We start from the raw sequence: 17,231 nt of genomic DNA, 5'->3' as shown, positions 1-17,231 counted from the left end.
CAGCACTAATGTGAACGCTTACGTAGGCTTACATTACGCAAAACAACAAAGAGACAAACATAACTCTTTGTTAATTAATGATTTAAAGATGATTTCGAATTAGACCATCAGGTTGTCCTTACACCTACTCCCTGTAATGGTTTTAGCATTTCGATTACCCTCAAACCGTCACTTAATCAGATTCATTCATTGGTAAATATGAGCAGACAAAACGGCTTCACTCTCTTAGAACTTATCGTCGCTGTACTGATCTTAGCGGTGGTTTCTGCCACGGCCATGGTCAAATTCTTAGATATTCAGGGCAGTGCTCGCGCGAGCAAAATACACGATGTGGCTGGCAACCTTCGCACGGGTATCGACATGATCTATGCAAAGTCTGCGATTGCTGGTGTGGAGGGAGAATGTGACTACGTTGAAAAGACTGAGATTGAAACCTACTACGTCTGCCATGGTTACCCTATCGCTATGTCGATTCCTTAAGGCGCCTGTTGAACATTGACCAAGCAGAACTCTACGTAAACAACAAAGAAGTAGAGGAAGGCAGCAATGCAGAAAGAGTCGCTGCTATCTCTTTTGATACGGAGAGTTACACCTATTCACCTGTTGGTGATTTTTGCCAGGTACTCTATCAACCGGAAAAAGAACCGCAAATCGTCGTTCTTGACGGTGCATGTTAAACGACATCTACCGCTCACTGCCTAACCATAAAACCTTACCTTGATCTCCCTATTTAGGTGAGTTTTATTCGCTTAATGTCAGTTCTTTTTCAGCTCATTCTTGACTGTGCCGCGACTCATATTTGAGCCTCATTATTGCGTAGACTTTTTCCATCCTGAAAAAATGAGAAAGAGAATCATGAATAAGAAAACCTTCGTTTTACCAGCAATCGTTATTGCAACGGTATGTATCCCATTGTCTGCATTCGCAAAAGACCGCGATAACTCTATCGAAGCTGGTGTCACTTTCATCGGCAATCAAGAACTGGCAACCTTCGGCTACAGTAAAGAATTGTCGAACAATATCGTTGTCGGTGGTGGTTTCTCATTGGGTACAGAAGCGGTAGATTTAGAACAGTCAAACTCACAAGATGCATGGGGACTGTACTCCAACATCGGTTATAAGTTTGAAATCGCCGAGTTCGATATCATCCCTAAGATTGGTATCAACTATCTAAATGCAGATGTGGAGTTTGACGATGCTTCACTTAACGGCCTCAATATCGACAACGTCTATGGTTCAATAGGAACAACGGTAAACTGGCGCATGATAGGCCTAACGGTGGATTACGGTAAGATCAATGATTCAGCAATGGTGCCAGATGGTTCAGGAGGCACAACACCATTTGAAGAAGACGTAGTGCGCGTTACCGCAAGCTTCAACTTCTAGCCTCTTTGGCCTTTAGCCTTTAGCCTTTAGCCTTTAGCCTTTAGCCTTACGTTCCTTGTCAAAAAAGCGGTAGAAAGAAAAGCTGCCGAGAGCTCCTATTAGCCCGTCTAATTAGGGGCTTTTTCAGCGCTGTAAATAAAACAAAACCGACTTACTTAGACTATGTTTGATAGTGCGTATTAATTAATCAAAAGCCACTTTTGCTTTCTGGTTATAACTCACTCAAAAAGAATGTTTATTGAAGCAAATCGTTAATATAGTAAGGTTTCTCCAGTGACACAGGCATTATAAAAACCTCACTCATATCAAATTGAAATATCTTTCAACAAAATAGAGCACAAACACTAACCAAAAACAGCTTAATCATGGAATCAACATCACAGTTCAATCGACCTAATGCTTTGAGTTTCACCCTTCTTAGTTAAAATTAAAAAGAAAGATTTTAATAACATCACATTAATTGATAAAGCCTATTCATAAAACCTCGACAAAACCACTACTGATATTAGTATCAATTGGGGGTATCATTAAATAAAGAAATATAACGCCTCAATTAAATGATATTAATATTACCTATTTCATTGTAATTAAATTTTATCCTGAAAAAACCTGATAAATCAGCCCCATCAATAACCACCACCAATACCACGCGCAACTACATTAGCAATCACTAAAGTTATGGTTAAAACTGCTGATATAGAGGCTTACAAATGGATAAATACCAAAACAAATGGATAAATCCCCCTTGTCTCTTGTAAAACATCGGCTTTCATTTATAAATTCAAGTTTTGGGTGAACATCTCTATAACCTTTCATTACAGCCCAGATTCTGCGATTAGTATCAACATCTTAAGAGGAAATGGTGACATTTTAGTTATGTTATTTAGAACGGACTCTTGGGTTGAATGACAATCCCAGCCATCACATATCAATCACACAAATATAATAACTATCGCTTAGGAGTTGAGCTATGCACTGTTCTTTCAATATAATAACAATAATGAGAGCTTGCAACTAATCTATAATGAAGAAAAAATATACATCAAAAGAGACAGTAATAAGATATCAGAAGAAACTCTTAATAGTAAAGAGAGTTTTGTCTTCAAATATTTAATTGAGAATGCTTCAATTTCTAACCCTCAATCCGCTAGAGATGTTGAAGAGTCTTTTAAATCGCATTTTGATGAAGAGTTCAGTTTATACGCATTAAAGAATATTATCGCGTCTATAAGAAAGAAATATCGAAACCTGTGTGAAGAAGCCGAGGTTGATAATAATAGTGAACTCATTTCTAACCTTTATAAGGTTGGCTATTTTATTGATCTCGATAAGAGCTCAGAAAACCGCATAGCGCCCAAAGACAACATCAACCAGTTCAAGCCCAGCCAGATAGAGATGCTCAAGCTGATGTTCAACACCTATCACAAGGAGTTGATCAGGGCTTTGATAACCGTGTTCACCGCGACGTCATTCTTCTTGTTCGTTGTCTACTTTTTCCAAATCCTTTATACAACGAAAATTGCAGATGAATACAGTGGGAACACCAAACATATTGCTGAAGAAGTGATGGATTATGGCTGTGATAGCCCTGGGGCCGTACATTCACTAAGGCATTCCCTCAACCTCGACTCGGTCGTCATGACCACCCCTCATGGCTCGTGCTATATATCCAAAAGCCGCTCACAGTATGTGGAACTCGATAAGATTGATGACTTCTACGACAGTGGCGACTTCACTTATTCGCGTTTCAGTGACCCTGAAAATGATATCGATCTGACAGTTCGTATCTCCAAAGGTTCTATTGAGGCGCGTTACAGAAACTCACTGTTGCCTCTACTGGTTGATTCCGTCTCTATACAAAAGAATGGCTACTACATTCTCAACCTCGGCGATAACAGTCAGCCGATTTATACTTCTGAGCTACCGAGCGGTGCCTCAATCACTTTCTACAGTGACGATATCGTTGCACTGTGGGTTGCACTCTCACTGCTGCTCGCCACCCTACTCTATCGCTCATATATTTTAGGTTTCGTTATTTACCTGTATCGCTGGAAACACATCTCATTTGAAGAAGAGCCAATCATCAACACCGAAGACAACACCGTTTTGTACTACGAGCTGTTATCTAGGGTGCGTAATGTCGGCGTTTTGAGCTTCATCAACACCATGAGGCGCACCAACCTACTGACGTTTCATACGATTTTACTTATCGAAACGGTCAGAAACGCCAAGTTAAACAACAGCCATGAGATTTACGGTGTCAACGTCTGCCCAAGTGCTTTAGTCGGGAATAACTTTTCAAAACTTAAAGTGCATTTGGATGCGATGGAAGCGAATGAATTTGTGGTTGAGATAACTGAATACTCAAACATTGGATATGGCTGCGAGGTGATAGACAACATCAAGGCAATCAAAAAGCTGGGGATCACCATCGCATTGGATGACTTTGGTACAGGCAATAACAACATCGAGATCATCGGTATTATCTCGCCAACCTATTTGAAGCTGGATCGTTGTTTTGTTAAAGACATCGAGTCAGGTGAGCACCATCAAGGCGTGCTGCTTAACATCTCAGAGATTGGACGCTTATCTAACATCACGATGATTTACGAGGGCGTCGAAACACGTAGGCAGCAATATATCTTGTGTCAGTTAGGCTACAACTTACATCAAGGTTACCTATACAGCCGGCCTAATGAGTCAAAGGAACAATAGCCCCACCCTAATAAGAATCTTGATGAGCAACTATTCCCTATTCAAATAATAATCGCTCATACAGCTGCTTGAGAGCCCACAAGGATGTAGGCTTCAAGTACCCTCTCCGCCAAACATGCTTTATCCAACCATAAAAGTTAACATTCAGCTAATTTATAGAAAAAGCTTGTCTATCTTGGGAATTAGGTTAGTGTTATACACATGTATATCACCATGCAGTTTTAATTATGACCGAATGGAAAGACGACCAACCGATCTTTAGGCAGCTTGCTACGAAGATCAGTGACCAAATTCTTCAAGGTGTTTGGTTAGAGCAACAAGCATTGCCTTCGGTGCGTGCCGTTGCTGCTGATCTCAAGATCAACCACCTTACTGTCATGAAAAGCTACCAGTTACTGGTGGATGAAGGCTTGGTAGAGAAAAAACGCGGCCAAGGCATGTATGTGGCCGAAGGGGCACTTCAAAAATTGAAAGAGTCTGCACACCAATCATTCATCAATACACAGATCCCAGCCATCGCTGAGACGCTAAGCATCATTGATATGAGTGTCGAAGAACTTGTGAAACAGCTAGCACAACATATAAAGGACAAGTCATGAGTACTTTACTTTCCGTGAAAAACGTAACCAAAACCTATTCAAATCAAGTGGGTGTCGAGAACATCAGCTTTGAGTTAAAGCCGGGGCAAGTGCTTGGCCTTCTAGGCCACAATGGCGCGGGTAAATCAACTCTCATCAAATCTCTGCTTGGCGGACACAGCTATCAAGGTGAGATTGAGGTTAACGGTTACCACCCTATCCACCAGCATGCAGAACTCATGCTGCACTTGTCGTACATCTCAGACGTTAACGTATTACCCGAGTGGATGACCGTTAAACAACTGCTTCGTTACACCCAAGGTGTCCACCCAAGCTTCAACAAGCAAAAAGCAGAACAGACATTAAGCAGCACCAACATCAAGCTATCTTCCACTATCAAACAGCTTTCTAAAGGAATGAAGGTACAACTTCACCTTGCGGTCATCATCGCAACCGATACTCAAGTATTGATCTTAGATGAGCCAACGTTGGGACTCGATTTGCTGTACCGCGATACTTTTTATCGCCACCTACTAGAGTGGTTCCACGACGGCGAACGCGCCATGATCATTGCAAGCCATGAGGTTTCAGAAATTGAACACTTATTAACGGATGTGCTGATTTTAAAGCAAGGCCATTGTGTGCTGCAAAAGAGCATGGAAGACATCGAGAACGACTATTTCATTATCGAACTTGCAAACAACCATTCAAGCGAGATCCAGAAGCTCAATCCGCTAACCTCACAGCCAGGGCTAGGAACCACTAAGTGGTTATTGGAAGGTCAATACAAAGCGCAGGTTGAACCGATGGGCACTATCTACAATGTTGGCCTCGCAGATCTATTCCTTGCAACACAAACGGAGAAGGCATAATGCATCCAAGTTTTTATATGCTAGAAAAAGAACTCATCGAGCACAAAATTAATACTCGATTACCTCTATTTGTCGCGTTATGTGGTTTCTTGCTGTTCGTTAGTCTGTTTTTTAATGGCGCTGCGCAGCATGAGTTTTTCTTCGAAATGCAAGTGAACGGTGACGTGAGCGACATCCATAGAGAGTTCGCGCAAGATCTCAACTCGGTGATCTACTTTGGCGCGGGTCTGATTTCACTGATCCTGTCGACACTTTACATCCCTAAAACGCTGCGTAAAGAGCGCCAAGAAGGCAGTTCGATGTTTTGGAGAAGTATGCCAGTATCTAATGCAATGACTCACGGCGTGAAGTTAGGTTTCGGTTTAGTGGTTATTCCGGCTATCTGTGCGTTGCTCGTGCTGTTCGCCGATTTCCTATTCTGGATATTGAACGTCTCAAGCGAACAACAATTGGCGCTACTGGTTGAACAGCAATCTCTATTTTATGTGCTGAGTAACTGGGTGGTGTTCTTTGGGCGAATGCTGTTGGTTGCACTGGTTTTATTACCACTGGCAACCGTTACCCTAGCGATTTCGCAGTTGGTAAACTCTCCATTACTTGTCATTTTCATCTCAAGCTATGCGATTAAGTTCCTCTCTGTCGCCGTGTTTGGGTTCTATGGCATCAATGACTTCCTATCTCTCATCGCATCACTGCCAATGAATGTGCTCATAGCAAGTAACCCATTAAGCGCGATTGCAGAAGCGCCTATTTTATCTTTAGGTATTTACGCACTGATTGGTGTTGGCGGTTATCTGCTGAGCCTAAAGCTAAATAGAACGGATGATGTGAGCTTGAAGACGCTGTTCCAACGCTAGAGTCAGATCCTAAGCACGAGCCTTTATCGGGCAGTCACATCAGATATCAAAATCTAAATCAAAGCTTCTGAGAAATCGGGAGCTTTTTTTGATCACGACTTTGCTAATACAGGGATGGGTAACAAGGACAAAGGGATTTAATTGGGAGTAACCGAGTGAAGAAACAAGAGAATCTAAGAGGAGGTATTAATGAGCTGACATTAAATTGCATTGTTGTTAATGCCTGCCAGCTCTTTAGGGATGATTTCTTTAGTCGCCGACCAGATGAAGGTCCTCAAGAGTGCTAATGAAATCGGTTTGTTGCGTTTTACATTTGATTAAGCTTTTCAGTTTTTAAAGCTTTACGATTTAAAGCTTATTTCTTTGATGCTTCTTTTGACGTGTCTTTCCAGTATTGGATACGAACGCGATGAAGCTGTGCTCTTCTCATTTTTTTCATAAGGGATATTTCCTTTTCTTTAACTGCTCTTCATGAGCTATTTTTATTGCCAACCATTCGAATCTAACGGTGTTTGATGCCCAGATCAATGATACAAATCACAAAATATATAGAGTTTTGAGTACCATTTACATCAAAGTATGACCTAGATATCAACTATGGCTCAATTCAATCTTATGAGCCGCTGTTCAAAATTAAGGTTAGTTCTCTCAGATGACAAATTCATTTCAGTATCAATACAGTTCAATGATACTAATTTAATAGACCGGACCAACGCGAATTTAGTTCCAGTGTCTTATCTTTTATTAATCATACCGCCCTCAAAGTTACAGTGTAACCAAGCCTGCATTCAATGTGAACAAATAATCGCCACATTAGCCTATACGTCACAACATCAAAATGGGATTATGTTTGTAACGGATAGAGCTTTTGATAGAAAAAAGCCGTAGTGAATAAAATTAAATGGACGTAATTATGAGTAAAGTAATTCTGCAAGGGCATATTCTAGTGCCAGACAACGACCTAGAAGCCGTCACACAAGCCTTGGTTGCGCACAAAGAACTGACACTGGAAGAAGCTGGTTGTATCGTGTTTCGAGTCAGTCAAAGCACCCTTCAACCTAATCGCTTTGAAGTGTATGAAGAATTCACTAGCCAAGAAGCATTCGAAGCGCATCAGCAGCGAGTAAAAGCCTCGGAATGGGGTGAAATCTCCCAGAACGTGACACGTCATTACCAAGTCACCGATGTTCCGACATCATAATGATACATCCACTAGCCAACCACATCATCACATTGATCAAACAAGATCCCTTGCGAATGCAGGTTATAGACTGTGTATCTCAGTTGGATTTACCGCAGTGTTATGTCGCTGCGGGCTTTGTGAGAAACCTCGTTTGGGATCACCTACATGGTTATACCTCCCCGACCCCACTCAATGATATTGATGTGATCTACTTTGATCCCATTGATACTTCCTACGAATCGGATCTTAGATACGAGGCTCTGCTTAAACAACGGTTACCCGAACTGAATTGGCAAGTTCGCAATCAAGCCTGCATGCACATCAGAAATGGGGATGAACCTTACCAAGGCTCATTGGATGCGATGAGTTACTGGCCAGAGAAAGAAACCGCAGTCGCCATAAAACAGAGCCTCACTGGGGATATCGAGTGTAATTCGGCGTTTGGCTTAGAGAGCTTGTTTGATTTAAAAGTCACACCCAACCCAAAGCGTAACCGAGATATCTTTGATCAAAGAGTACAATCCAAAGGTTGGCTAACCCAGTGGCCTAAGTTAACGATTAGTCACCGTTAACTAGCTTTCGAATTCAAGCGCTAAAACCATTGACTAAAAGTCCAATCAGATCGACCATGCCCCACTTGTTAGCTGACTAACTTAGTAGCTTAGTAAGTCAGTCACTAATCAACTCATCAACCGCGCGTGGCAACTAAGTGCTGCGCTATCTCGTCATACAGAGTAACGACCATGAACCAACAATACATGCTGCAAGCACTCGAAGCTTCGCGCCAAGCCTTACCTGATTGCCAACCAAACCCACCAGTGGGCTGTGTTTTGGTGAAGAACGCTAAAGTGGTGTCTGTTGGGTACACTCAAAAAGTCGGTGGCAACCACGCCGAGGTTGAAGCACTGAATAGCTATGATGGAACAATGGAAGGGGTTAGCGCTTACGTAACTTTAGAACCATGTTCATTTGTCGGCAGAACACCCGCTTGTGCCAATACATTGGTTAAAGCAGGTGTAAAACACGTAATAGTGGCAATGCTAGACCCAGACCCTCGTAATAATGGTCGTGGTGTTGCGATCCTTGAATCGCACGGCGTGAAAGTGGATGTAGGACTATGCCAAGAACAAGTGAGCGCCTTTTTAACTCCTTACCTTGGTAAGTCCTAGATCTAAACAGCCAGTATTAGTTCAATTTCACTCGGTAAAGTGGGTTTACTGGTTTATCGACAAAGTACGACCAGATATGATCGTAGACCGCATGTTGGTTGGGGAACGGCGCTAACGCTTTTGCTTCTTCTAAATTGCACCAACGGTACTCCGTATGTTCGTCATTCAGTTCAATCGCTTGGTTGGGCGGGCATAGCACTGCAAAGACAGGGATTAGCTGAATTACATTCACGTGCGCCTCATAAAACTGCTCCAGAAACTGCGCGTTATACAAAGCTTCCACTTTAATTTGGGTCTCTTCTTCAAACTCGCGCACGATAGCCTCCCAGCCTGTTTCACCTGCTTCAATCGAGCCTGCGACATGGCACCAAAATTCGCCCTTCACACGCTTCATTAGTAGCATTTTCATTTGTCCGTCGATCTCTGAAATAGCGACACCAGATACAATCGAAGTATTGAGTGGAATCATAACGTTACCTTAGGTTGAACAAGAGGGCGGCAAGGCTACCACCCTTCACATGTGAAGTTACCTTCTCTGACCAAAAACGAGAAGTTACTCGTCAATTAATGAAGTTTAAGCTATGACTCATGGGTTCAGTGTTAACCGTCTCGCTTAGCTATCCAGTAATAGAACCATTTCTTATTTGAGGCGCTTTTCGATAAAGAGTAGAATCGCCGCCTTGTACTGTGTTTAAAGTCTCTAAACATACACAGTAGACTCACAACCATTTATCACCACGATATAAGTATTAATACGACTATGCACTCATCAAAACCAACGCACGACTCAGAAAACAGCCACACACCTGAGCATTGCTTCACTCGTTTTCAACAGCCGATTGAGTCATATTCGTTGCCTGAGCGTTTCACATTCCCGTTCTACTACGAACCACACCCACTGTGTGAAATCGCATCTCATCAGCTTCAACAGCATCTAGAAACACAAACCGACTGGCAACACGACTTCGGGCTGGATTCTAATGAAGGTCGCGGCAAAATGTTTGGTGTGTTGCTGGTTAAAAGCCCTGAAGGTGAGCTTGGTTACTTTTCTGCTTTCTCCGGAAAAATCGCAGACCAGAACCTATTGCCCCACTTTGTGCCACCAGTATTTGACATGCTAAGCAGCGACAGTTTTTTCCATCAAGATACTGCCGACATGATGGCTGTGAATGCAAAATTCAAAACACTACAAGCTAACGTAGAATACCTTGAGTTGTGCGAGCAACTGGCGCAGCAAAAAACGCAAGCTGAGCAAGAGATTGAAGCTCAACGTCTATTGATTATTGAAGGCCGAAAAACGCGTAAAGAACAACGTGAACAAGGTAAAGAAAACCTTGATGAGCAAGCCTTCGAGCAATTGAACAATGAGTTAAACAAGGCCAGTGTTGCCGACAAGAACCAGCAGAAGTACCTAAAACTCAACTGGGAACAGACCCTGCAAGTGCTGCAGGCCAAAGTTGAAGTGTTCACCACTCAACTGGTTGAGCTAAAAGAGCAAAGAGCACAGCTTTCTCATCGACTTCAACACAAGCTGTTTTCAAAATACGCATTCAAAAATGCAGAGGGACACACAGAAGATCTGAACCAAATCTTTGAAGACACCCCAAATAAAGTACCACCAGCAGGTTCGGGCGAATGTGCTGCACCTAAATTGCTGCAATACGCCTACCTGAATGGTTACACACCATTGGCATTGGCTGAATTTTGGTGGGGTCGTTCACCGAAATCGGAAATCCGAAAGCACAAGAAATACTACGCCTCCTGCCAAAGTAAGTGTGTACCGATTTTAGGCCATATGATGAAAGGTCTAGAAGTCGATCCAAACCCATTGCTAGAGAACCCTGCTGAAGGCAAAGAGCTGGATATTCTGTTCCAAGATGAGCACATCGTTGTAATACACAAGCCGGCAGGTTTTCTATCCGTGCCGGGTAAAACCATCAAAGATTCCGCCTACACACGCGTTCAAGAAATGCATCCCGACGTTGAAGGGCCATTTGTAATTCACCGCTTAGACATGGCAACCTCGGGTATTCTAATTTTCGCTCTCACACGACGTGCGAACAAGAGCTTGCAGAAGCAGTTCATTACTCGTGAAGTCGAGAAGCGATACGTGGCAATGATTGAAGGCGTTCTAGCAGAAGATGAAGGCTATGTTCGACTGCCATTGCGTGGTGATTTGTATGACCGCCCTCGTCAGATTGTCTGCTTCGAACACGGCAAGCCTGCAGAAACCAAATGGGAAGTGATTGAGCGAAACGAGCAAACCACTAAGGTCTACCTGCACCCTAGAACAGGGCGTACACATCAGTTGCGTGTTCACTGTTCACATGAAGAAGGCCTTAACATGCCTATCGTCGGTGATGGCCTATATGGCAATAAAGCCGACCGATTGCACTTACACGCGGAAAGACTTGCGCTGCACCACCCGGTGACCAAAGAGTGGATGGAGTTTCAGTTCGACGCCGAATTCTAAAATATCTCATTAATAACGAGTCTTAATGAAAGGAGCCACAACGCTTGTGGCTCCTACCTCTTTTGGGTATATCTCCACGCTTATTGCACTACATCAAGATTCACTTTGTTGTGAAGAGTAGCATGCCCACCTTCTTCTCTCCTTGAGGCCTTTGATATGTCATCAGCTGCTTTGAACTTACAACCTAACAAACTGACTTCCCCATTAATTGCGACTCAAGCAACGAGCTTGAAGCCACTTACATCCAAAAAGCCAGACTTAAACTCGGCAATGCTTAACTTAATTGAAGAAGTTAAAAACGAGCTCCCACTTTACGAATCGGAGACGTTTATCTGTGGCCCAAAAGGTAACTGCTCTGGTTGCTCTAAGAAACTACTAGAGATGGTCGACAGTGAATTGATGTATTGGGAACACAGTATTTCAATAGGCCAAGGGCCAAATTTCGAAGAACTGCGCCGCTTTGGCAAGCTATGCAGCAGCGTAAGACGTGGTTTAGAAAGAAACGGCCTAGTAGAAAAACGCCTTAGAGGCAGGTAACCAGGCTAGGCCGCTAGGTTCGGTACTCAAACACGATTTAGGGCGTCCTCGATCGTGTTTGAGGTCTCGTGATACCTAGCCTTAGCGCATATTAACTCCACTTACCCAATTGGAGTTAAAACCATGAAATACACACATTTACTGTTCACATCCCTACTTTTCCTTTGCAGTTCAGCCATCGCTTCCGGCGTCGGATTCACTCAAGTCACCGTAAATGACGATCCTAATCGCCCGCTAAATACTGCCATTTGGTATCCCACAAGAGATACATCAGGCGTAGCCTTAATTGGCGATAACCCCGTCTTCATCGGCACACAAGTCATCAAATATGCAAACATTCAACCTGGCACTTTTCCAGTAATACTGCTGTCGCACGGCTACCGAGGAAACTGGCGCAATCAAAACTGGCTGGCGACCAAACTAGCGAGTCAAGGTTATATCGTAGCGGCCACTGACCATCCGGGAACCACCTCTTTCGACCACTCCCCAAAGCAAGCAGCAAAATGGTGGGAAAGACCACGAGATGTATCACGTATTCTGGACTACTTGTTATCCGAAGCCCCGTGGAAGCAGTCTGCTAGCTCCGACAATGTTAGCGCAATCGGGCATTCATTAGGTGGTTGGACGGTGATGCAACTGGCGGGAGCGAAAATGGATAGACCAACCTTTGAGGCGAATTGTCTCAACTACCCTAACCCACGAACTTGTGGGCTTGCTAAAGAGCTAGGGCTAGACAAAGTCCAAGATGAAGAGCCTGACCCAAAAGACCTTTCAGATCCTCGGATTCAACGTGTCGTTAGCCTTGACCTGGGGCTTGCTCGCAGCTTTTCAGCCAATAGCTTAAAAGGCATCAATGTACCAGCCTTGATACTGGCGGCCGGGATAGATATAGGAGATCTCCCCCAGGCATCGGAGTCTGGCTATATTGCTGAGCACATGCCATTGAACTCAAGACGCTACAAAGTCTATGAGAAAGCCACCCATTTCAGCTTCATTCAAAGCTGTAAACCCGGTGCTATAGCCATGCTGAATGAAGAAGTGCCAGGAGATGGCATTATTTGTAAAGATGGCATTGGTACATCACGCGACCAGCTACATCAATTGATCTTAAATGACATCATTAGCTTTCTGAATTGATAAACGGAAGCAAACACACTCAATCTAACACTTGTGGCGAACTTCGATACTCACTCGGAGTTTGCCCAGTTATCCTTGAAAACTCGCGATTGAAATTGGACTTGGTCTGAAAGCCGGAACTAAAGAAGATGTCAGTTATCGCTTCATCACTTTGCATCAGGAGAGTCTTAGCGTGCTCAATCCGATAGGCGTTAATCACCTTCGAAATGTTCTCTTGGTGAGTTTGATTAACCGCAGACGATATCTTGCGAGCAGGAATGCCTAGCTTTCGTGCCAAGCGATTGAGAGACAGATCAGGATCTTTAAATAATTGATGATCCCTCATTAATGCATCGAACTTAGCCATGATCTGCGCGGTTTCTTCAGCTTGGTCGTCATCTAAGCTGCTCGCTAGTGTGGTCGATGTATCGACTTCTTCTGGAGAGCGTTGTGACATAGAAGGTAAAGCCTGCACTTGCTTGGTTTTTTCTTCGGCAGGCGTGCTAATACTGACCACCATCACAGCGGACACAATGGCTGGAATAAGGACAAGGTAGCTAATCGATAAGATCAGATTGGTGTGCTGCGCATTCAACAGTAAGATATCGTAAGAGAGCACACTGTCGACCAAAGCGGAGAATAGTAGCATTACACCTGCAACCCGTTCAGCAACCAACACTTTCGAGATATCGGTTAGCCGCACTTGTTCCGGCACTAGCAGCGACGACTTCAGCAGCAAGACACCATAACCGAGATAGAGCAAGATCAGCAATACATCAAGAGTTCCCGCCCAGAGATGCACATAAAAAAGTGAGCCAACTAAAACAGCAATCGGACCTAGCCAATGCAAATGTGTACTGGATTGGCTTCGATGAGCTCCCGAGAAACAGAGCCAAGCCGCCACAGGAACACAGGCACCAAGAATGGGTTGTAAGAAGCGAAACAACTCAATATCAAACGTCCATCGCAGGCCTACTACCGTAACCATTAACGCGCACAGAATGATAAACCAAAGTGGCTTTTGACTGGTTTGTGGGTAATGGCATCGAAGCAGCACACCTGTCATCAATAACAACAGCGCTGCGACAAATGGTAAAGGAATGGCAAGCATCAATAGTCCGTTTGAGTTCGAGAAAATATCACTCCGCTTCAAGCACTTCATTAGCGAAGTAACTGAGCGAACCAGTGATAGATATTGAATATCAATCTATGGTAAATCATTCCTCAGAGAGAAATCTAGAACGAAATCTTGATGGTGTTAAGCCAACGATTTTCATGAAGACTTTTCGAAAGCTGTTTACGTCCTCATAGCCAACTAGGTAGCTGATCTGCTCAACCGATTTATGAGAGCTTTCCAATAACTCACATGCACTTTGAACACGCACATGTTGGATATAATTGATCGGCGTATAGCTGGTCGCTTTGGTAAATTGACGAATAAAGGTTCTTCGCGTCATAAACGCTTCTTCAGCCAATTGATCAAGAGACAACGAAAGGCGATGGTTCCTTTGAATAAAACGCTGCACCGATACAATCTTGTCATTGCCGTGAGCATAGTTTGGCACAAAGCTCTGATAGTAGCGTTGTTCTCTCAACCCCGTATCAAGCACGAGGTATTTACCTAGATTACGAGTATTGGTCGGCGTTGTGTATTTGGTTAGGATAAACAAAGCCAAATCCATCCACGACATCAAACCACCAGCGGTCATCACATCCGCATCATCAATCAAGATTTTGTCGATATCGACTGCGATCTGTGGGTAAAGCTCCGTAAACTTCTGCTGTGCTTGCCAGTGCGTGGTCACGGTTCGCCCTTCTAACAAACCTGTTTTTGCCAAAATGAACACGCCTGCGCAAGCTGAGCAAAGTATCGCTCCCCTTTGGTGAGACTCAATCAGGTATTCAAGCAAGGTGTCATTCGGCTCTAGATAGTAACAACCATCTAAATTCGGTGGGAGTATGATGACATCGGCGTTTGATACGCTAACACTGTCATACGCTTGGATCTGAACGTTGAATTGAATCTTCTCAGTCGAAGGTTCAAGAGAATTTGCCATCTGCAGAAACTCTTTCACGCCAAACACAGCGCTCTGCAGAGAGCCTGGGTAATCGATAATTTCAACCTTTACTGATTTTGTCACTATTGCCATATAGTCTGTCATTTTTGACGTTCATTAAAAAAACACAGAGTAGTCATAATAGCCCCACACCACAAGACATTAACAACAAAGGTATGGATTATGAGCAATACTGCACTACTACTTATTGATTTCCAAAACGACTACTTCCCTTCATACGAAGGTGCGAAATGGGCACTCTCTGAAACAGAAAAATCGGCAGAAAAAGGCGCGCAATTACTCAAGACATTCCGCAATAAAAAACTGCCAATCGTTCATGTGCGCCATGAGTTTCCAACCAACGAAGCACCCTTCTTCTTACCAAATTCTGATGGTGCTCAAATCCATAACAGCGTGGCTCCTCTAGAAGGTGAACCTGTTATCGTAAAGCATCAAATAAATAGCTTTAGAGATACTAAACTGAACAAGGTACTAAAAGATCAAGGCATTAAGAAACTGATCATCGTTGGCGCAATGAGCCACATGTGTATTGATGCTGTGACTCGTGCAGCAACCGATTTTGGCTATGAATGCCACGTAGCACATGATGCTTGTACTACGTTAGATATGGAATTCAACGGTGTTGAGGTTCCAGCTGCGCATGTCCATGCAGCTTTCATGGCTGCGCTTGGCTTTGGTTACTGCAATGTCGCAACGGCCAGTGAGCTTGAAAGTCTTCTTTAACAAGGAAGCCTAGATTTTCTAGTCTGTTCATTACAAACACAAAAAAAGGCTCCTATTAAGGAGCCTTCTTATTAGAGCCTGTGATAGCTCAGTTTGGTCAATTATTACTAAGCTTGTGCCACTTGGCGTGCTGGGTGTTTGATAAACACAGCAACAACAGCCACGATAGCCAGTGCAAAACAGTAGTACGAGTTAGAAACAATCTCTAGCGGAGATAGGTTGAACACAGAACCTAATAGCAATACCTGAGCACCATAAGGCAACACACCTTGAATCACACAAGAGAAGATATCCAACAAACTTGCCGAACGACGCGGAGACACGTTGTTCTCTTCCGCCAGTTGGCGAGCCACACTACCAGATACAATAATCGCTACGGTGTTGTTTGCAGTACACATGTTAACCATTGATACCAAGCCAGCAATACCTAGTTCACTCGCACGGCCATTTGCTTGCTTAGAGTGTGAAGAACCAAACGCACGAATCAAACCGCTCACTAGGTTAGTCAGAAACGCTAATCCACCTTGGCGACGCATCAGCTCACTCAAACCACCAATCAGCATCGACAGTAAGAAGATCTCTTGCATGTTGCCAAAGCCTGCGTAGATGTCTTGAGCGTAATCCGTCAAGCCGTAGTTCTCAACAGAGCCTAAACTCACACCACCCGCCAGCAAGATACCGATCGTCAACACAACGAATACGTTCATGCCTGATACCGCAAGAATTAGGATAGTGATGTACGGCAGGACTTTCAGCCATTCAATTGGGCCTGTTTCAGGAACTTGAGTTGCCGTGCTGTTGAAAGCAAAGATAACAATCGCGATAAGTGCAGCAGGAAGTGCAATGCGGATGTTCTCTTTAAACTTGTCTCTCATCTCACAGCCTTGCGAGCGTGTCGCGGCAATCGTGGTATCAGAGATGATTGAAAGGTTGTCACCAAACATAGCGCCACTTAGCACCACACCAGCGGTTAGAGGAATGCTCATGCCAGCTGAGTCAGCAATGCCTAGTGCCACAGGGGCAACCGCAGCGATAGTACCCATAGATGTGCCCATTGCGGTCGCAATGAAAGCAGAAATAAGAAAGATACCCGGTAGGATCATGCTCGTCGGGATCGCCGACAAACCAAGGTTGACCGTTGCATCAACACCACCAGAAGCTTTAGCCACGGCCGCAAAAGCACCCGCCAGTAGGTAGATCATACACATTGCGATAATGTCTTTGTGACCTACTCCACTTAAGAACTGTTCGATAGCACGGTTCAATTTATCTTTGCTTAGCAACAACGCCAGCATCACTGCAGGCAAAGCCGCAATCGGAGCTGGAAGCTGATAGAAAGCAAAATCGACGCCTTGCAGTGACAAGTACGTACCTACGCCAATAAACAGCGCAAGGAACACGATCAGAGGGATAAGCGCAACTGCCGAAGGGGCAATTACCACATTAGAATTTTTCGAATTGGACATGGAACGACAACGCTATAGAACAGGAAGGAGAGCAGACTAATGTCACACTTAGAACTTGTCAACGTCTAGACGTCTAAA

Annotated in this window: 15 protein-coding genes and 2 pseudogenes; 13 read left to right on the top strand and 4 right to left on the bottom strand. The window is 43.8% G+C overall.

The genetic code is table 11. The features are described 5' to 3' along the window. Window positions 1–198 precede the first annotated feature (198 nt). The 9 genes and pseudogenes from OC193_RS16120 to OC193_RS16080 all read left to right on the top strand — a co-directional run bounded on the left by OC193_RS16120 (window position 199) and on the right by OC193_RS16080 (window position 8,760). Window positions 199–677 (top strand): annotated as a pseudogene (locus OC193_RS16120) (type II secretion system protein). 178 nt (window positions 678–855) lie between these two features. Beyond that, the gene (locus OC193_RS16115; RefSeq protein WP_048663293.1) at window positions 856–1,386 is read left to right on the top strand and encodes a hypothetical protein; all 531 of its coding nucleotides are present in this window, start codon (window positions 856–858) and stop codon (window positions 1,384–1,386) included. A gap of 970 nt (window positions 1,387–2,356) precedes the next feature. Beyond that, a pseudogene (locus tag OC193_RS16110) lies at window positions 2,357–4,101 on the top strand (EAL domain-containing protein). Window positions 4,102–4,328: 227 nt separating this feature from the next. After that, the gene (locus tag OC193_RS16105; RefSeq protein ID WP_048661561.1) at window positions 4,329–4,700 is read left to right on the top strand and encodes a GntR family transcriptional regulator; all 372 of its coding nucleotides are present in this window, start codon (window positions 4,329–4,331) and stop codon (window positions 4,698–4,700) included. Continuing rightward, window positions 4,697–5,551, top strand: a complete 855-nt coding sequence (locus OC193_RS16100; RefSeq protein WP_048663290.1) for an ABC transporter ATP-binding protein — start codon at window positions 4,697–4,699, stop codon at window positions 5,549–5,551. The genes OC193_RS16105 and OC193_RS16100 overlap by 4 nt, the downstream gene beginning before the upstream one ends. After that, window positions 5,551–6,408, top strand: a complete 858-nt coding sequence (locus tag OC193_RS16095) for a hypothetical protein (RefSeq protein WP_048661559.1) — start codon at window positions 5,551–5,553, stop codon at window positions 6,406–6,408. The genes OC193_RS16100 and OC193_RS16095 overlap by 1 nt, the downstream gene beginning before the upstream one ends. A gap of 913 nt (window positions 6,409–7,321) precedes the next feature. Next, entirely contained in the window at window positions 7,322–7,609 is a 288-nt protein-coding gene (locus tag OC193_RS16090; protein ID WP_048661558.1) for a putative quinol monooxygenase, read from the top strand. Continuing rightward, on the top strand, window positions 7,609–8,163 hold the full coding sequence (locus tag OC193_RS16085; RefSeq protein ID WP_048663288.1) for a nucleotidyltransferase family protein: 555 nt from the start codon (window positions 7,609–7,611) through the stop codon (window positions 8,161–8,163). The genes OC193_RS16090 and OC193_RS16085 overlap by 1 nt, the downstream gene beginning before the upstream one ends. A 171-nt stretch (window positions 8,164–8,334) precedes the next feature. Further along, window positions 8,335–8,760 carry a bifunctional diaminohydroxyphosphoribosylaminopyrimidine deaminase/5-amino-6-(5-phosphoribosylamino)uracil reductase RibD gene (locus OC193_RS16080; protein WP_048661556.1) on the top strand — a complete coding sequence of 142 codons (426 nt, stop codon included), beginning with the start codon at window positions 8,335–8,337 and terminating at the stop codon, window positions 8,758–8,760. A gap of 16 nt (window positions 8,761–8,776) precedes the next feature. On the opposite strand, the gene OC193_RS16075 is transcribed toward OC193_RS16080, so the two are convergent. Beyond that, window positions 8,777–9,229 carry an NUDIX hydrolase gene (locus tag OC193_RS16075; protein WP_048663287.1) on the bottom strand — a complete coding sequence of 151 codons (453 nt, stop codon included), beginning with the start codon at window positions 9,227–9,229 and terminating at the stop codon, window positions 8,777–8,779. Window positions 9,230–9,520: 291 nt separating this feature from the next. Here OC193_RS16075 and OC193_RS16070 point away from each other — a divergent pair, with 291 nt between their 5' ends. The 3 genes from OC193_RS16070 to OC193_RS16060 all read left to right on the top strand — a co-directional run bounded on the left by OC193_RS16070 (window position 9,521) and on the right by OC193_RS16060 (window position 12,907). Continuing rightward, entirely contained in the window at window positions 9,521–11,233 is a 1,713-nt protein-coding gene (locus OC193_RS16070; protein ID WP_048663285.1) for an RluA family pseudouridine synthase, read from the top strand. A gap of 156 nt (window positions 11,234–11,389) precedes the next feature. After that, window positions 11,390–11,770, top strand: a complete 381-nt coding sequence (locus tag OC193_RS16065; protein WP_048663283.1) for a hypothetical protein — start codon at window positions 11,390–11,392, stop codon at window positions 11,768–11,770. A 123-nt stretch (window positions 11,771–11,893) separates the two neighbouring features. Further along, the gene (locus OC193_RS16060) at window positions 11,894–12,907 is read left to right on the top strand and encodes an alpha/beta hydrolase family protein (protein WP_048663281.1); all 1,014 of its coding nucleotides are present in this window, start codon (window positions 11,894–11,896) and stop codon (window positions 12,905–12,907) included. A gap of 19 nt (window positions 12,908–12,926) precedes the next feature. Here OC193_RS16060 and OC193_RS16055 read toward each other — a convergent pair whose 3' ends face one another. Next, window positions 12,927–13,997, bottom strand: a complete 1,071-nt coding sequence (locus OC193_RS16055) for a helix-turn-helix domain-containing protein (RefSeq protein WP_080967366.1) — start codon at window positions 13,995–13,997, stop codon at window positions 12,927–12,929. A 106-nt stretch (window positions 13,998–14,103) separates the two neighbouring features. Beyond that, window positions 14,104–15,036 (bottom strand): GlxA family transcriptional regulator, encoded by a 933-nt coding sequence (locus OC193_RS16050; RefSeq protein ID WP_048663511.1) that lies wholly within the window; start codon window positions 15,034–15,036, stop codon window positions 14,104–14,106. 90 nt (window positions 15,037–15,126) lie between these two features. On the opposite strand from OC193_RS16050, the gene OC193_RS16045 reads away from it, so the two are divergent. After that, window positions 15,127–15,687 carry a cysteine hydrolase family protein gene (locus OC193_RS16045; protein WP_048663280.1) on the top strand — a complete coding sequence of 187 codons (561 nt, stop codon included), beginning with the start codon at window positions 15,127–15,129 and terminating at the stop codon, window positions 15,685–15,687. 107 nt (window positions 15,688–15,794) lie between these two features. Here the strand turns inward: OC193_RS16045 and OC193_RS16040 are convergent, their stop codons facing one another. Next, a complete protein-coding gene (locus OC193_RS16040) occupies window positions 15,795–17,153 on the bottom strand; it encodes a Na+/H+ antiporter NhaC family protein (protein ID WP_048663277.1) in 1,359 nt (452 codons plus the stop codon). Between the last annotated feature and the right edge of the window lie 78 nt (window positions 17,154–17,231).

The organism is Vibrio crassostreae (assembly GCF_024347415.1).
In the GTDB taxonomy this organism is placed as follows: Bacteria; Pseudomonadota; Gammaproteobacteria; order Enterobacterales; family Vibrionaceae; genus Vibrio; species Vibrio crassostreae.
The sequence above is the reverse complement of the archived record's forward strand: the minus strand, read 5'-3'. Positions and strand labels throughout refer to the sequence as shown.

What these genes read in the sequence shown, in the direction of transcription:
- OC193_RS16070 (WP_048663285.1), top strand. Translation starts at nt 9,521, where the DNA reads ATGCACTCATCAAAACCAACGCACGACTCAGAAAACAGCCACACACCT.
- OC193_RS16045 (WP_048663280.1), top strand. Translation starts at nt 15,127, where the DNA reads ATGAGCAATACTGCACTACTACTTATTGATTTCCAAAACGACTACTTC.
- OC193_RS16050 (WP_048663511.1), bottom strand. Translation starts at nt 15,036, where the DNA reads ATGGCAATAGTGACAAAATCAGTAAAGGTTGAAATTATCGATTACCCA.
- OC193_RS16090 (WP_048661558.1), top strand. Translation starts at nt 7,322, where the DNA reads ATGAGTAAAGTAATTCTGCAAGGGCATATTCTAGTGCCAGACAACGAC.
- OC193_RS16055 (WP_080967366.1), bottom strand. Translation starts at nt 13,997, where the DNA reads ATGCTTGCCATTCCTTTACCATTTGTCGCAGCGCTGTTGTTATTGATG.
- OC193_RS16075 (WP_048663287.1), bottom strand. Translation starts at nt 9,229, where the DNA reads ATGATTCCACTCAATACTTCGATTGTATCTGGTGTCGCTATTTCAGAG.
- OC193_RS16100 (WP_048663290.1), top strand. Translation starts at nt 4,697, where the DNA reads ATGAGTACTTTACTTTCCGTGAAAAACGTAACCAAAACCTATTCAAAT.
- OC193_RS16085 (WP_048663288.1), top strand. Translation starts at nt 7,609, where the DNA reads ATGATACATCCACTAGCCAACCACATCATCACATTGATCAAACAAGAT.
- OC193_RS16065 (WP_048663283.1), top strand. Translation starts at nt 11,390, where the DNA reads ATGTCATCAGCTGCTTTGAACTTACAACCTAACAAACTGACTTCCCCA.
- OC193_RS16115 (WP_048663293.1), top strand. Translation starts at nt 856, where the DNA reads ATGAATAAGAAAACCTTCGTTTTACCAGCAATCGTTATTGCAACGGTA.
- OC193_RS16080 (WP_048661556.1), top strand. Translation starts at nt 8,335, where the DNA reads ATGAACCAACAATACATGCTGCAAGCACTCGAAGCTTCGCGCCAAGCC.
- OC193_RS16105 (WP_048661561.1), top strand. Translation starts at nt 4,329, where the DNA reads ATGACCGAATGGAAAGACGACCAACCGATCTTTAGGCAGCTTGCTACG.
- OC193_RS16095 (WP_048661559.1), top strand. Translation starts at nt 5,551, where the DNA reads ATGCATCCAAGTTTTTATATGCTAGAAAAAGAACTCATCGAGCACAAA.
- OC193_RS16060 (WP_048663281.1), top strand. Translation starts at nt 11,894, where the DNA reads ATGAAATACACACATTTACTGTTCACATCCCTACTTTTCCTTTGCAGT.
- OC193_RS16040 (WP_048663277.1), bottom strand. Translation starts at nt 17,153, where the DNA reads ATGTCCAATTCGAAAAATTCTAATGTGGTAATTGCCCCTTCGGCAGTT.